Below are 14,327 nucleotides of genomic sequence, written 5' to 3'. Positions count from 1 at the left end.
CTTTTGACTTGCCCCATTCGTGTCGTACTTTTTCATCAGAGAGCGAGCGGGTTGGTGTTCAACCCGCTGCCGAGACCGATTGCGACAAGAGACTTGCGAGTTTTGAATCGTTGAAAAGTTTCGGTCGGCCTCTGCCTCCTTGAAAAAGGCAAACCGATCGCAAGGTCGGGGCGCAAAGCTGCGGGTGCAATTTCTTCGGGAATTGGATCGCCGGGCTGCCAAGGCAGCAGTGAACGGTTCGTCTAGCTACCGCGAATGCGAAGCAAGACGTGCCGCCCTGTCACCAAGGTAAATGACTGGAGACGAGGCTGCACTTGCTAGGTGACTTTCGTTGCCTGGCTAATTTGTTTGTTGTTGTGGCGGCACTAACTTTATTGCCGTCATTAACTCACTCGCGAGGAGTACTAGGTTATGAAAAATTTTGCTGAAAAAGTTGTGAATTTCCTGAAGGACGAAGATGGTCCAACCGCAGTTGAGTACGCCGTCATGATGGCTTTGATCATCGTTGTCTGCTTGGGCAGCGTTGGCCTTATCGGTACCAATGCAAATGCGAAATTCGACAAAATTGCAACCGAACTGGCTAAATAGTCTGTTCGCAATATTTGCTGAAAATTTCCCCAGCACACGAAGTTGGCGTCTCTAGGCGAACCGACTTCGTGTGTAGGGGATTTTAAAGATGAAACATCAAGTTCCGTGATTTGGAACGATACCAACATCAACCTCACAATACTTTCCTTAAAGCGATTTTCCTGACATGGACTATCCGTTGCTACCTGCCGAAGCGGCTGCCCAAGCGTGGCAGATCGTCTGCTGCGTGACGACGTTGATCGTGGCCATGTTCAGCTGGCTTGCGTGCCTGCGCTAGTTCGCTTTTTGCGACAACACAAATCACTAATCCAACCTTCGGGATTTTGCACTGAAACCCCGAAAACCATGCACTCTCGGGGGACTGTACAATGGAAATGATTCTGGATTCCATCGCCGCAAACTGGCCAATTTGGCTGGTTAGTGCCGTGATGATCTTTGCTGCGGTTATCGATGGCCTGATCCTGAAAGTCCCCAATTGGTTGACTTTCCCGTTCATCCTTTGCGGATGGGCCCATGGACTACTCCACGCAGGCCTTCCCGGACTGGGATGGAGCCTTGCAGGTACCGCTGTCGGTTTGGCGCTGTTGCTAGTCGTTCGTGCTATCGGTGGAATGGGCGGTGGCGACGTGAAACTACTTGCTGGGCTGGGAGCCTGGGTTGGTGTTTCGACCGTCTGGTGGGCATTCGTTGTCACCACGTTTGTGGGAGCCATCATGGCGATCGTAATGATTGCAATGAGCGGACATTGGCGGAAGCACTACTACATGGCTCGCCAAATTCTTCACGAATGGAAAACCGTTCGCGATCCAGAAAAACTATTCGAGATCGCTAAAGAGAGAAAACCAACCATGACTCTCCTTCCTTATGGGATCCCCATGGCCATCGGTTCGATCTTGTATTTCGCCTATGCCGGCATGCTGATCTAGACGAATAGTTAACTTATTCCGCCTACGGTAGCTACGGGACAATGTTAAACCCTGTCATCCCAAAGAACCTTTGTTACAGACGATCCCACTGTTCCACCGATGACAACCGCTAGGTCCGTTACTTCCGACCCAAAACTTAGGTCGCCCACCGAGGCACACACTCATGCGTAGCAAATCCCTTCTTCTCGCCGTCGCCGGCATCTGTGGCACCATTGCCGCAGTCGGCACCAGCAAGTGGATGCATGCCCAGGGTGGCGTTGAAAAGCAACAGACTGCCGAGATCTTTGTAACCGTTCAGGATATCGAGATCGGTGAGCAGTTCACTGCAGAGAACGTCCGCCTAGAAGCATGGCCGCTTGATCGTATCCCTGAAGGATCGATGCAAAAGCTTGAGCAGATCGAAGGTAAATTTACGAACCAACGATTGTATGCGGGCGAACCATTGATCAGTCGCAAGATCAGCGAAACCGCTGGTAACACTCGCCGCGATATTCCTCGCGACTATAGCGTGGTATCCCTGCAAACGGATCCCGCGACCAGCATGGCGACGCTGATCGAGCCAGGCGACCGCGTCAACGTGATGGGCTTCTTCAAAAAAGGAGAAGTCATCCCGCAAACGATGACACAAAAAGTACTGACGGGAATCCGCGTCTATGCGGTGGACGGCCGTAAAACGCGAACCGAAGGCGAAGCGATTAGCACGCCGGCTCGTTCGGTTTCACTGCTGATTCATAAACGAGACGAAGAGGCCTGGACGTACGCCAACGAACTCGGACGCATTCGCTTGTCCCTCAGTCATCCCGACGAGTATGACAATCGAGAAACCTCCGACGGCTCGGACGTCGCAGGACAAGAATTCCTGAAATGGATCGCCGATTACGGCAAGCGTGAGGCGGAGATCAGTCAACCGACTGCCGCCGTCGCACCAGCCGCTCCGGCTCCAGAAAACACCGAACAAGCCCTCCGGATGACCAAGATGTCGGGCGGGATGATGACGGTCTACGAAATGCAAAACGGTATTTGGGTGGTTGTTCAGTCTTCGGACGCCGACACGGAAACTTCCCCTACAACGGGATTGATTTCGCCTCCTGCCCAAGCCAATACAATGCCAGGTGCTGGCACTGGCACTGGCACCGGTGCCAATACCAGCACCGGCCCAGACGACTACAGTTACCTAAACGGTTCGGGTAGCCCATTTTTTGAAGAAGAACCGCAACCCGGAAACAATCAGCGCCCGATCCGAGCGCTTAACCGAGTCCGCTAATAGTTTTGTCCCTTTAACACTTCGCACTGACCACTGCCGACGCACTCATTCGAATGATTAGGCTTTTCGGAAGGATCCGATTAATTGGTCGAGCAAGGAAGCGATAGCATGATCAAAAAACGCTTCGCGGCCCACGCGGTCGCTTGCTTGTTGCTGGTTGCTGGCACCACAGGGAGCCCGCAGTCCGGGCACGCCCAGGGTTTGTCTGCAGAAAGCGGACGAGCCGGTGATTCAATGTTGGCCTCGACCAGTGCGAGTGTGAACTACAACGTCACACAGCCCGTTGAACGGCTGGAGATGATTGTTAAAAGCAGTCGCATCTTGACCCTCGATAAACGGGTCCCTCGATTCCAAGTTCATAATGAACAGATCTTGGGAGCGACCCCGGTTTCGCAAAATCAAATTCAGGTCCACGGGAAAACTCCCGGAACCACCCAGTTGAATCTCTGGGATGCGGATGACCAACTGTATACGGTCGACATTGTCGTCCTTGCAGACGCTCGTGAAGTCGAAGGAATCCTTGGCTCACAATTGCCAATGGCTTCGCTTCGCGTGACGCCGATCAATCAAAGTGCGATTGTCTCCGGTACCGTGACCAATGTCGACGATGTCGACCGAGCGGTTGCGATTGTCGAACAGTACTACCCGAACGTGGTCAACAATATCCGTGTCGTCGGCGTCCAGCAGGTCCTGCTGCATACCAAAATCATGGAAGTGTCTCGCACCAAACTTCGCGACTTCGGCATCGACTGGGGATTGCACAACCCCGGTGGGATTGACGGTGTGGTCTCCGCTCCTGGTGGATTGGTCAATGCAGCGGCAAGCCCGACCTCGGGGGCGCTATCGCCGGTGGCTTTGCAGGGGAACGCTCGTGCTGCGTTCACGCTGGGAAGCTACAACTTCGAAGCCCTTATCAAGGCACTGCGTCAAAACGATTTGATCAAAGTCCTGGCAGAACCAACGGTCGTCGCGACTCACGGTCGCCCCGCACGATTCATTGTTGGTGGTAAAGTGCCTTACCTGATTCCTTCTCAACAAGGGGTCACGGTCAACTATGAAGAATTCGGAACCTCGGTCGACTTCCTACCATTTGTCGTCGGCCCCGGCCGAATTCGATTGGAAGTTCGCCCCGAAGTGAGCGAGCCCGATCCATCACGAGGATTGACGATTGACGGGACTTCGGTCCCCGGTTTCCGAAGCCGATACGTTGAAACGGCTGTCGAAATGGATGCGGGTCAGACGTTCGCCATTGCAGGTTTATTACAAAGCCGAACCGAAGCGAGCACGTCAGCGATCCCCTTCCTTGGCGAACTGCCATACTTCGGAGCTGCCTTCCGCCGGGTCACGGAAACAACAAACGAAATTGAGCTACTGATCCTGGTGACCCCAGAATTTGTAGGGGCCATGGATCCACACGAAGTTCCTCGCGGCGGACCAGGACTCAATTCAATGTCGCCTACAGATAATGAACTTTATCTTAAGGGGCACATCGAAGTCCCCGTGTACCGTGGAGGTTGTGGAAACTGTGGGCAGTGCACGGAATGCACGAGTGCAGGGCTTTACTCTGACGGGATTCCGGCAGACGCCGTGATCCCACAAGCCGAAGGCACCGAGGTTGCACCTGGTGTCACGGTCCTCGCTCCAGCCGAATAAGGCTCGGGTTCCTTCCACTTCAAAAAATTCGGACGCCCTTCGATGAGTAATGTACTAAGACTAGCGATCGTCGATCCAGATGATGGATCTCGCGAATCGTTAAAGTCACTGTTATTGGGGATGGATACCGTTTGGCTAGAAGCGGAATGTTCACGCTACGAATTTTTCGCGGATGTTGTCGAACAAACGACTCCGGACGTGGGTGTCGTAGCGTTGGATACCAGCAGCGAAAAAGGGATTGAGTTGATTGCGGAGCTGTCGGCATCGCACCCTGACTGTGCATTGCTTGCGGCTAGTTCGAGCACCGACGGGCACTTGATCCTAAAAACCATGCGGGCGGGAGCTCGTGAATTCATCACCCTTCCGATCAACGCCGAGGACCTGGTCAGCGCTTTGGGACGCGTGGGACGACAGCGATTCGGAGAATCCGATGGCAAGACGCGATCCTGTGAAGTGATTGCCATCGCCGGGGCAACCGGCGGAGTTGGCAGCACCAGCTTGGCGGTCAACATGGCCTGTGTGCTGGCGACCCAGCCCGGCACGAGTGTCGCCTTGGTCGACCTGGACATGGCACTTGGCGATGCGGATGTTTTTCTGGATGCGATTCCAGACTATACCCTGGCGGACGTTGCACAAAACATTTCGCGACTGGACATCCAGTTGCTCAAGCGTTCGTTGACCAAACATAGCTCGGGGCTTTACCTACTGCCCCGTCCGGTTGAATTGAAGGACGCGGCGGTCATCAATGCGGAAAGCCTTCGCAAAGTCCTCGGGCTCTTGAAAGCTTCGTTTACGCATCTGATTTTTGACCTTTCGAAAAGCTACTCGTCGTTAGACATGACGATTTTAGAAGAGGCCGATCACGCGATCCTGGTGACCCAGCTGGACCTTCCCTGCTTGCGGAACGTGGTTCGCCTGATGATGAGCTTTGAAGAAACGAACAATCTTAAAGAGAAGACAAAAATCGTCGTCAATCGAGCGGGACTGGATACCGGTGGGATCAGCCTCAAAAAGGCCAAAGAGACGATGGGACGGGACGTGTTCGCTCAATTGCCCAACGACTACCGAACAATGGTCGAAGTTCGCAACAACGGCGTCCCTTTGATAACCCAAGCCCCTAAAGCTGGTATCACCCAGGCTGTGCGCGATTTGGTTCATAATTTAGTTGGTGAATCGACCGCTTCTCCCGATGCGGCTGACGCCGACGCCAAGGGCGAAGAAGGGACCAAAGGCGTCTGGCAGAAGTTCTGGCCAGTCGGACAAAAAAAGTAGTCTTTATTGCGACCGCTTGACGGAGCCCCCCGGCGGTTGCCATCCTACGATGTGTAGAACTCCTTTTGTAACGGGGTTCCTTTCCTCTTTGATTTCGAAGGACGGCAGCGATGGCGGATATTTCGGTTCAGTTACCCGACGGTTCTATTCAAACTCAGCCCGCTTCAGCGACGCCCATGGACGTGGCGAAGGGAATCAGCGAGGGACTGGCAAGGGGTGTCGTCGCCGCGGTGATCGACGACAAGATCGTGGATGCCGTCCGCACCTTCGAAGAATTGAAGTCGCCAGACTCCGATACGGTCAAGCTTAAACTGCTGACCCGCCACGACGCCGACGCACTGGCCGTGCTGCGACACTCCGCAGCCCATGTCATGGCCCGCGCTGTCATGCGGGTCTACAAGGGCGTCTCGCTCGCTTTCGGACCGACCACCGACGGCGGTTTCTATTACGACTTTGATCTGCCGGAAAAAATCAGCGAAGAAGACTTTCCTAAGATCGAAGCCGAAATGACCAAGATCATCAAGGCAAAGGAACCGTTTGAACGTTTCAGTTTGGATCGTGACAAAGCGGTCCAACTGTGTGACGAAATGGGCCAAGACCTAAAGGTCGAGCATATCCAAACGGGTCTTGGAGACCAGGAACAGGTCAGTTTCTACCGCCAGGGCGAATTCGTTGACCTCTGCCGCGGCCCCCATATCCCGCACGCTGGCACGATCAAAGCGATCAAACTACTAAGCGTGGCGGGCGCCTACTGGAAAGGGGATGCCAAAGGCCGGCAACTTCAACGCCTGTACGGAACGGCTTTCTTTGACAAAAAAGATCTGAAGGCCTATCTCGAATTGCTAGAAGAAGCCCGCCGCCGCGACCATCGCGTGCTGGGCAAAAAGCATGGACTGTTCGCGTTCAATCCCGAAGTCGGCCCCGGCCTGTGTTTATGGCTGCCTCGCGGAGCCCGCGTGCGATCCATCCTGGAAGACTTCCTTCGAAAGGAATTGCTCGGCCGCGGCTACGACCCGGTCTACAGTCCTCACCTGGGCCGTGTCGAATTGTACGAAACCAGTGGGCACTTCCCCTATTATCGCGAGAGCCAGTTTCCACCGTTGTTCGGTGCCGAAGCCGGAGCCCTCGTGGATGCTTGGAGCCAACGGCTAGAAGCTGGCACCATCGACGCCGACGGCGAAGACAAATTGATGGCCGCCGCCGAAGTGCTTGGCGTCAGCCTTCCCGATTACACCACGAGTGCTCGAGTCGAATCGAAGCGAGATATCTTGCAGCAGTGGCAAGCGACCAATGAGCGGTACCTCGTGAAACCGATGAACTGCCCGCATCATTGCCATATTTTTAAGGCTCAGCCGCGATCCTATCGCCAGTTGCCGCTGCGACTGTTCGAATTCGGTTCAGTCTATCGCCACGAGCAGACCGGGGAACTGAACGGAATGCTTCGCGTCCGCGGCCTGACGCAGGATGATGCCCATATCTTCTGCACCGCCGATCAAGTCGAAGAAGAATTCCGAGCGACGATTGAACTGACCAAGTTTGTTCTCGAAGCGGTCGGTCTGGCTGACTATCGAGTTCAACTTTCGCTGCGAGACCCCGATAGCGATAAATACGTCGGCACTGAAGAAAACTGGGATCACGCCGAAGGGGCTCTTCGCGGAGTCCTCAATGATTCGGGGCTCGATTTTGGTGAACAACCAGGCGAGGCCGCGTTTTATGGTCCCAAGGCTGACTTTATGGTCCGCGATTGTATCGGCCGCTCATGGCAACTGGGCACCGTGCAACTGGATTACAACCTGCCCGAGCGTTTCAAGTTGGAATACGCCGGAGCGGATAACGTCGGCCATCGTCCGGTCATGATCCATCGAGCTCCATTTGGATCGTTGGAACGCTTTGTCGGAATGTTGATCGAACATTTCGCCGGTGCTTTCCCACTCTGGTTGGCCCCCGAGCAGATTCGCGTTTTGCCCCTTTCGGAAAAAACGACCGACTACGCCGTCGCGCTTACCAAACAGTTGACCGACGCGGGACTACGAGCCACCACCGACCTTCGCAACAGCAAAGTCCAAGCGAAGATCCGAGACGCTCAACTGGAACTGACGCCGTACATGGCAGTCGTCGGTCCCAAAGAAGCCGAATCGGGTCAACTGGCACTAAGAGACCGAATCGACGGAGACCTTGGGTCGATGCCAGTCGCCGAAGCGATTGCAAAACTGCAAAAGGAAGTCGCTGAAAGGCAAGTTCGAACCGTCGTCAAAACGGCGCTTATGGAATCCGAATCAAGCGGCCAAGAACTATTCGCCGACTAAAAACAGGACGATCAAACCATTTCTCCCCGCTGGCGTGCCCAGCGGGAGCAAAAGATTTGAAGTTAAAAAGACGTTCCATGAGAAAACGCCGCCCCGGTTGGCTTGCCCAACCGGAACGGAAAGCTGGCGAGGGGAGCGGCTTCAAACCTCGCCCATATCTAATTACAAATCTCGCGTTCCTGTCGGACAAGCCGACCAGGGGACGTTGCCAAACCGACGTTGATAAGAGCCCGAGAATGACTCCGATCGTCTTCACGACTTGCTAAGATCAAACCATTGCCCCCCGCTGGCTTGCCCAGCGGGAGCAAAAGATTTGAAGTTAAAAAACGATCCATGGGCAAACGCCGCCCCGGTTGGCTTGCCCAACCGGAACGGAAAGATTTAACGCAAACGCAACGCGACCTCAGCTTCCTGCCAGACAAGCTGGCAAGGGGAGCGGCTTCCTGTCGCTCCCATATCTAATTACAAATCTCGCGTTCCTGTCGGACAAGCCGACCAGGGGACGTTGCCAAACCGACGTTGATGAGAGCCGAAAAACGGCTCCGATCGTCTTCACGATTTGCTACGACAAAACCATTGCCCCCCGCTGGCTTGCCCAGCGGGAGCAAAAGATTTGAAGTTAAAAAACGATGCATGGGCAAACGCCGACCCGGTTGGCTTGCCCAACCGGAACGGAAAGATTTAACGCAAACGCAACGCGACCTCAGCTTCCTGCCAGACAAGCTGGCGAGGGGAGCGGCTTCAAACCTCGCCCATATCTAATTACAAATCTTGCGTTCCTGTCGGACAAGCCGACCAGGGGACGTTGATGAGAGCCCGAGAATGGCTCCGACGGTCCTAAAATTTGCTAGGATCAAACCATTGCCCCGCGCTGGCTTGCCCAGCGGGAGCAAAAGATTTGAAGTTAAAAAACGATCCATGGGCAAACGCAACGCGACCTCAGCTTCCTGCCAGACAAGCTGGCGAGGGGAGCGGCTTTCTGTCGCTCCCATATCTAATTACAAATCTTGCGTTCCTGTCGGACAAGCCGACCAGGGGACGTTGCCCAACCGGAACGGAAAGTTATGAATCGAATCAATTCAAGTACTTCTCGATCCTAGGGACCGAGACTTTCTCGGCGGTTCCCAGCGGCTGTGCAAACAGACTGACTCGCAGTTCTTGGATTAACCAACGCAAGGTTTCTTTGGTCGCTTTGGCCGGGCGTCCGGGAGCCCCCGAGCCGGGTTGATAGTTTTCGATTTGCGTCAACAAGCGTGAAACCGTTGCCGTCGCTTCCCTGTCACGACTCTCTCCGCCCGAACGGAATTTATCCAGACGGTAGGCAATCGCGTTGAAATATCTTGGGTAGTGCTGCAACCACTGCCAGGGCGTCCTCGAAAGAAAGTGGTCGCCGGTCAGCCATTCGACTTGCTCGTGGACGTCTTGGCGGACGTCGGCATAACGTGCTTGCCCGATCGATTCCCATTCGCTTCGCGCTTGCTGATAGGCGTCGGCCCAAGCGGGCAACCACTTGGCGACCTGTTGGGCTGCGACGGCGATCCGTTCGCCGCGATTCTTGCGACGTTCATTGAATTCCGCCTCGCTGCGGACCAGCGGCCCCTGATCGACAAACGCCATCCGGGCAACCAAATCAATCAGCGCTGGCTCATACTGATCGGCTGGCAGGATCCTGCCCAGTCGCACCTTTGCTTTATCGGCACCGGGCAACCAGCGCACTTGGCTGCGAATCTCCTTCCGTTCGGCAATGGCATACAACCGCATTAAACCACGGCGATGAGCCGCTTCGGCGGTTAGACGATCGGAAAACAGTCGCAGTGAAACCGAATCAACATCGTCAACCAAGGCGGGGAATTGTGCTAATTGCACACCTCCCTGCGTCCGAATCACTTGTTCTTCAATCGACTCCAGATCGAAAGTCTGCATCCCTTCGCGATCGATCTGAGCCGTTGTCACGGCCTGCACCAACGATTCGGAAGAGGAGGATTCTTCAACGCCCAGATGCGTTCGAACCTCAGCCACACTCCGTTCACTAGCGATCGTTTGCCCCTCTTCATCGACCACATTCACCAAAATCTGCAAGTGCTGAGGGAGCTTTTCGGAATTAAAGTCCCCCTCGCTAATAGGCATTTCCGCGCGCCGTGAAAGGGTTGCACATAACGTCGGGAGAAAAGGGACCGCTCCGAAATCAGGGGACAATTCCGCACAGACTTCGCGAGCCACATCCGCCGCCGGAACCAGGTTTCGGCGAATTCGTTTTGGCAGCGACTTGATCATCGCCGTAACCTTCGTCTCCAGCAGACCGGGGACCAACCAACCAAATCGATGATCGGAAACCTGAGCAAGCGCAGCCTTGGGAACCGTTACCGTGATCCCATCGCGTGGCGATCCTGGTTCGTAGTGATAATCGATTGGCAACTGGGTTCCGCCAACATCCAACATGTCGGGAAACTGATCGGGAGCAATCGTGGCAGCGACTTGCGGCAACAGGTCGTGCGGAGCCATGTAGAGGGTCGCTAGGGTATCGGGCCCCTCTTGTCCCTCGACGTTTTCGATTTCCGGAGGCGCTTCCAGCCAGGCTTGGAGGTCCTCTGGCGATTTCAGCGAACGGACCCAATCAGGAATCGGTTGGTCTCGGTCCAGTCGCTCCAGCGAAACTCGATCGACAACATTCGCCGGTAAACGCATCGCGTAAAATTGATGAATGGTCAGTGGGTCGACAACAAACTCCCGCTGCCTCGCTTTGGCCATCCACTGATCGATCCATTCCATCAATCGCCGGTTGTGGGTGACGGATCGCGAACGGGTGGGCAACTGCTGTTCGACCAACCCTTGTTCAATCAACAATTCCCTAGCGGTGGTGGGGTCGATCGGTGCCAGGGCGACGCGGCGACGAAGCACGACCGGCAATCCAAACAGATTGACCCGTTCATAACAAAAGGCTCCTCCCTGCTTTTTGCTCCAGTGCGGTTCACTGTAACTGCGACGCACCAGATGTTCGGCCAGTTGCTCTAGCCATTCTGGCTTAATTCTGGCAACAGTACGGGCATAGGTTCGCGTCGTTTCGACCAGCTCGGCGGCCACGATCCACTGCGGCGCCAATTCGAACAGCCCGGACCCAGGCCATAACTGCAACTTTAGTCCCCCGGCTCCCAGATACATGTGCTTGTCGGTTTTCTGAGCGACGCCGGACAACAGCCCCGTCAGAAGTGCTTGGTGAACGGCGTCGTAACGTTCTTCACTCAGCACCGGCTGGGCAGCCGGTTCTTCGCTTGCATTGTCATCCGGTTCCAACAACCGTGGCGGCCCGATGGAAGCAAGCTTGCCGCCACCCGACGAGCGTTTCCCACGCGATTGCCCGGGCGAAGGACGATGGACACCGCGAATCATTTCACGCAACTGTCGATAGACGTCTTCCCACTCTCGGAGGCGATTGTAGGAGAGGAATCGACTTCGGCAGGCCTTTTGCAGCCGATTCCGAGAGAGCGCCTCGCGTTGTTCCTGATAAAAATGCCACAAGCGGAGATAGCTAACAAAGTCGCTTTGACCATCCTGAAAGATCGCCTGCGCTTCGTCAGCGGCCTGCTGTTTTTCGATCGGCCGTTCACGCGGATCCTGGATTTCAATCGCCGCGGCGATCACCAGGACCTCGGGCAACACGCCATGTTCCTCTGCGGCAAGCAGCATTCGGCCCACGCGAGGATCGACGGGCATCCGTCCCAACTGCATCCCGATCTTGGTTAATTCTTCGCGGCGGTCGATCGCTCCGATTTCATGCAGTGTTTTCAGCCCCTCCCGAATCGATTCCGGTCGCGGCGGATCCAGAAACGGAAATTCGCTGATCGGGCCCAGGTTCAATGTCTTGGTCTGAAGAATGACCGAAGCCAGATTGGTGCGGCGAATTTCAGGAGTCGTAAAAGCAGGACGATCGGCGAAATCTTGTTCGCTGTACAAGCGAACGCAAACCCCTGGTCCAATCCGTCCACAACGTCCGGCACGCTGATTGGCACTCGCCTGACTGATCGCCTCGATCGGCAACCGCTGAACTTTACTGCGTGGACTGTATCGACTGATTCGGGCGGTTCCCGCATCGACGACGTAATGGATGCGTGGGACCGTCAAAGACGATTCCGCGACATTGGTCGCCAACACGATCCGTCGCTTCGATCCTGAGGGGTTGAAGATCTGCTGTTGTTCTTTCTGAGGCAATCGCGCATACAGCGGCAGCAAGTCGATCCGCCCCTCACGTCCCTGTCGCTTAAAATGTCCGTTTAAACGATGAGAAACCTCACGGATGTCGCGTTCGGTCGGCAGGAACACCAACGCGTCCCCTCCACCGTCGCGAAGAACCTCGTCCACTCCCGCGATCACGTGACGCGAAAGATCATAGGTCGGCGACATTCCGTCATCGGTACTGGCGGCGACTTCGTCCCAAGGCAGGTACCGCATCTGCACCGGGTAACCACGGCCTTCCACCGTCAAGATCGGCGCGGGGCCGGATTCATCAGAGAAATGCTCGGCGAACCGCTCGGCATCGATCGTGGCACTGGTGATAATGATCCGCAGGTCGGGACGCTTCCCTTGCAGACGCCGCAGGTACCCCAACAAAAAATCGATATTCAGCGAACGCTCATGCGCTTCATCGATAATGATCACATCGTAGCGATCCAAGAACCGATCATGCTGAGTCTCTGCCAGCAGGATTCCATCGGTCATTAATTTGACCAAGGTGTTCGATTCGGTGGCGTCGGTGAATCGAATTTTAAATCCGACCGACGAAGGGCAGGCCAGTTCATCGCCCAACCGGGCTGCGATCGATCGTGCTGCCAGCCGCCGGGGCTGGGTGTGCCCGATCATCGCTTTGCGTCCAAACCCAGCGTCCAGACAGAATTTCGGCAGCTGCGTACTTTTCCCGCTGCCTGTTTCTCCGCAGACCACGATCACCTGCCGCTCTTTCAGCAACTGAATGACCTGATCGCGGTACCCACTGATCGGTAGCTCCGCAGGCGTTTCCAGCGACGGTTTTAACTGTTCGCGTTGTTGGCGAACGGCGATCGAAGCATCCAATTGCTCCTGGAAACGCTGCCGCGCTGACTCGGATGCCTGGTCCTGGGAACCGGTTTGTTCGATGCGTTGCCACGCCTTGCGAAGCCGATGGCGATCGACCTGCATGGTTTGCGAAAAGGGTGGCGAATAAGGCGATTCGGGCTTCATGTTCTTTAAACGGCTCTGTCGCGAATCGGTTATTTTAAGAGAGACTGATAGACTTGCTCGACCTGTTGGTCGTGCGCATCCGCCGTTAGGTTTTGTTGAACCCACCTTCGACCAACTTTCCCAAACGCCTGACACCGTTCCCGGTTTTGCAGCATCTGAATCGTTGCCGCTGCCAACGTCGGTGCATCATTTCGTTTCAGCAAAACTCCGGATCGATCGTGCTGAATCGTTTCCAGAAATCCTCCGACAGAGGACGCGATGACGGGCACCTCACAGGCGAGCGATTCGCAGGCGGTCAACCCAAAAGGTTCGTCTAGTGACGGGCAAAGACAAAGGTCTGCCATTGCGAAATAGCGTTGCACATCCTCACAAGGCGGGATCAATCGAACGGAGTTTTGAATTCCTAACCGTTCGATATCCTCGCGGACCAGTTTTCCATACCGGTGATCTTCATGCCCCACCAACCACAACTGGGCTGCCGGGAATTTTGCCAGAATTTCCGGCATCGCGGCAACCGCAATGCGCTGTCCCTTACGACGCACAATGTGCCCTGCAATCAGTAACACCGGCGTCTCGTCCGCGACGTGCAACGCAGCCCGCTGAGCGGACCGCAGGGCCGGATCCAGCGGCTGAAATCGGTCCGTATCAATCGGGTTGTGGATGATCGAAATACGCGATTTACGGACGAGGTTCCAGCGGCGGTGAAAGGTTTCCGTCACCTTGGAAACCGCAATGATGCGGTCAGCCCAAGCCCAGTGCACCTGCACCTTATTGGCATGAGCGGTGGAAACGGCAGGGACCCCGTAGAGCCGTCTTAGACAAACGGCAAAATTACATGCTCGGCTGCTATGGCCGTGCACCACCTGAATTCCCAGTTTCTGAATCTGCTGGTCGATTCGCTTCAATTCATCCAGCGGCCAACGATGCAGTGACGAGGGGATCAACGTTACATCGGATTGTTCGATCGCCTGGGCAACGTAGCCTCCGGGAACGGTCAGCATCCAAACTTCGTGTCCACGATCGACTAAGCGATTCGACAACTGCACCGCATACTGCAGCGCTCCGTTGGACTGTTGCCCACCGCTGGTAATTTGCAGGATCCGCATG

Annotated in this window: 8 protein-coding genes and 1 riboswitch; of the genes, 6 read left to right on the top strand and 2 right to left on the bottom strand. The window is 55.4% G+C overall.

Annotated elements, in window-relative coordinates:
- The first annotated feature begins 137 nt into the window (after positions 1–137).
- Positions 138–223: riboswitch (cyclic di-GMP riboswitch) on the top strand.
- A 188-nt stretch (positions 224–411) separates the two neighbouring features.
- From FF011L_RS04015 to thrS, 6 genes are all read left to right on the top strand, one after another.
- Positions 412–588 carry a Flp family type IVb pilin gene (locus FF011L_RS04015; protein ID WP_145350335.1) on the top strand — a complete coding sequence of 59 codons (177 nt, stop codon included), beginning with the start codon at positions 412–414 and terminating at the stop codon, positions 586–588.
- 368 nt (positions 589–956) lie between these two features.
- On the top strand, positions 957–1,514 hold the full coding sequence (locus tag FF011L_RS04010) for an A24 family peptidase (RefSeq protein ID WP_145350333.1): 558 nt from the start codon (positions 957–959) through the stop codon (positions 1,512–1,514).
- A 163-nt stretch (positions 1,515–1,677) separates the two neighbouring features.
- Entirely contained in the window at positions 1,678–2,778 is a 1,101-nt protein-coding gene (gene cpaB, locus FF011L_RS04005) for a Flp pilus assembly protein CpaB (protein WP_145350331.1), read from the top strand.
- Between the two features lie 234 nt (positions 2,779–3,012).
- Complete coding sequence (locus tag FF011L_RS04000) at positions 3,013–4,431, top strand: type II and III secretion system protein family protein (protein ID WP_145354940.1); 1,419 nt, start codon at positions 3,013–3,015, stop codon at positions 4,429–4,431.
- Positions 4,432–4,473: 42 nt separating this feature from the next.
- Positions 4,474–5,703 carry an AAA family ATPase gene (locus tag FF011L_RS03995; RefSeq protein ID WP_145350329.1) on the top strand — a complete coding sequence of 410 codons (1,230 nt, stop codon included), beginning with the start codon at positions 4,474–4,476 and terminating at the stop codon, positions 5,701–5,703.
- Between the two features lie 110 nt (positions 5,704–5,813).
- Positions 5,814–8,009, top strand: coding sequence for a threonine--tRNA ligase (thrS, locus tag FF011L_RS03990; protein ID WP_145350327.1), 2,196 nt, complete (start codon positions 5,814–5,816; stop codon positions 8,007–8,009).
- A gap of 1,074 nt (positions 8,010–9,083) precedes the next feature.
- Here the strand turns inward: thrS and hrpA are convergent.
- Positions 9,084–13,220, bottom strand: coding sequence for an ATP-dependent RNA helicase HrpA (gene hrpA, locus FF011L_RS03985; RefSeq protein WP_145350325.1), 4,137 nt, complete (start codon positions 13,218–13,220; stop codon positions 9,084–9,086).
- A 29-nt stretch (positions 13,221–13,249) separates the two neighbouring features.
- On the bottom strand, positions 13,250–14,326 hold the full coding sequence (locus FF011L_RS03980; RefSeq protein WP_145350323.1) for a glycosyltransferase family 4 protein: 1,077 nt from the start codon (positions 14,324–14,326) through the stop codon (positions 13,250–13,252).
- Position 14,327 lies beyond the last annotated feature (1 nt).

It is taken from the genome of Roseimaritima multifibrata (genome assembly GCF_007741495.1).
Taxonomy (GTDB): Bacteria; Planctomycetota; Planctomycetia; order Pirellulales; family Pirellulaceae; genus Roseimaritima; species Roseimaritima multifibrata.
Note: the sequence above shows the minus strand (reverse complement) of the source record. Positions and strands in the feature narration are given on the sequence as shown.

Coding starts and splice junctions, on each gene's coding strand:
- FF011L_RS04015 (WP_145350335.1), top strand. CDS start 412: ATGAAAAATTTTGCTGAAAAAGTTGTGAATTTCCTGAAGGACGAAGAT.
- FF011L_RS04010 (WP_145350333.1), top strand. CDS start 957: ATGGAAATGATTCTGGATTCCATCGCCGCAAACTGGCCAATTTGGCTG.
- cpaB (WP_145350331.1), top strand. CDS start 1,678: ATGCGTAGCAAATCCCTTCTTCTCGCCGTCGCCGGCATCTGTGGCACC.
- FF011L_RS04000 (WP_145354940.1), top strand. CDS start 3,013: ATGTTGGCCTCGACCAGTGCGAGTGTGAACTACAACGTCACACAGCCC.
- FF011L_RS03995 (WP_145350329.1), top strand. CDS start 4,474: ATGAGTAATGTACTAAGACTAGCGATCGTCGATCCAGATGATGGATCT.
- thrS (WP_145350327.1), top strand. CDS start 5,814: ATGGCGGATATTTCGGTTCAGTTACCCGACGGTTCTATTCAAACTCAG.
- hrpA (WP_145350325.1), bottom strand. CDS start 13,220: ATGAAGCCCGAATCGCCTTATTCGCCACCCTTTTCGCAAACCATGCAG.
- FF011L_RS03980 (WP_145350323.1), bottom strand. CDS start 14,326: ATGCGGATCCTGCAAATTACCAGCGGTGGGCAACAGTCCAACGGAGCG.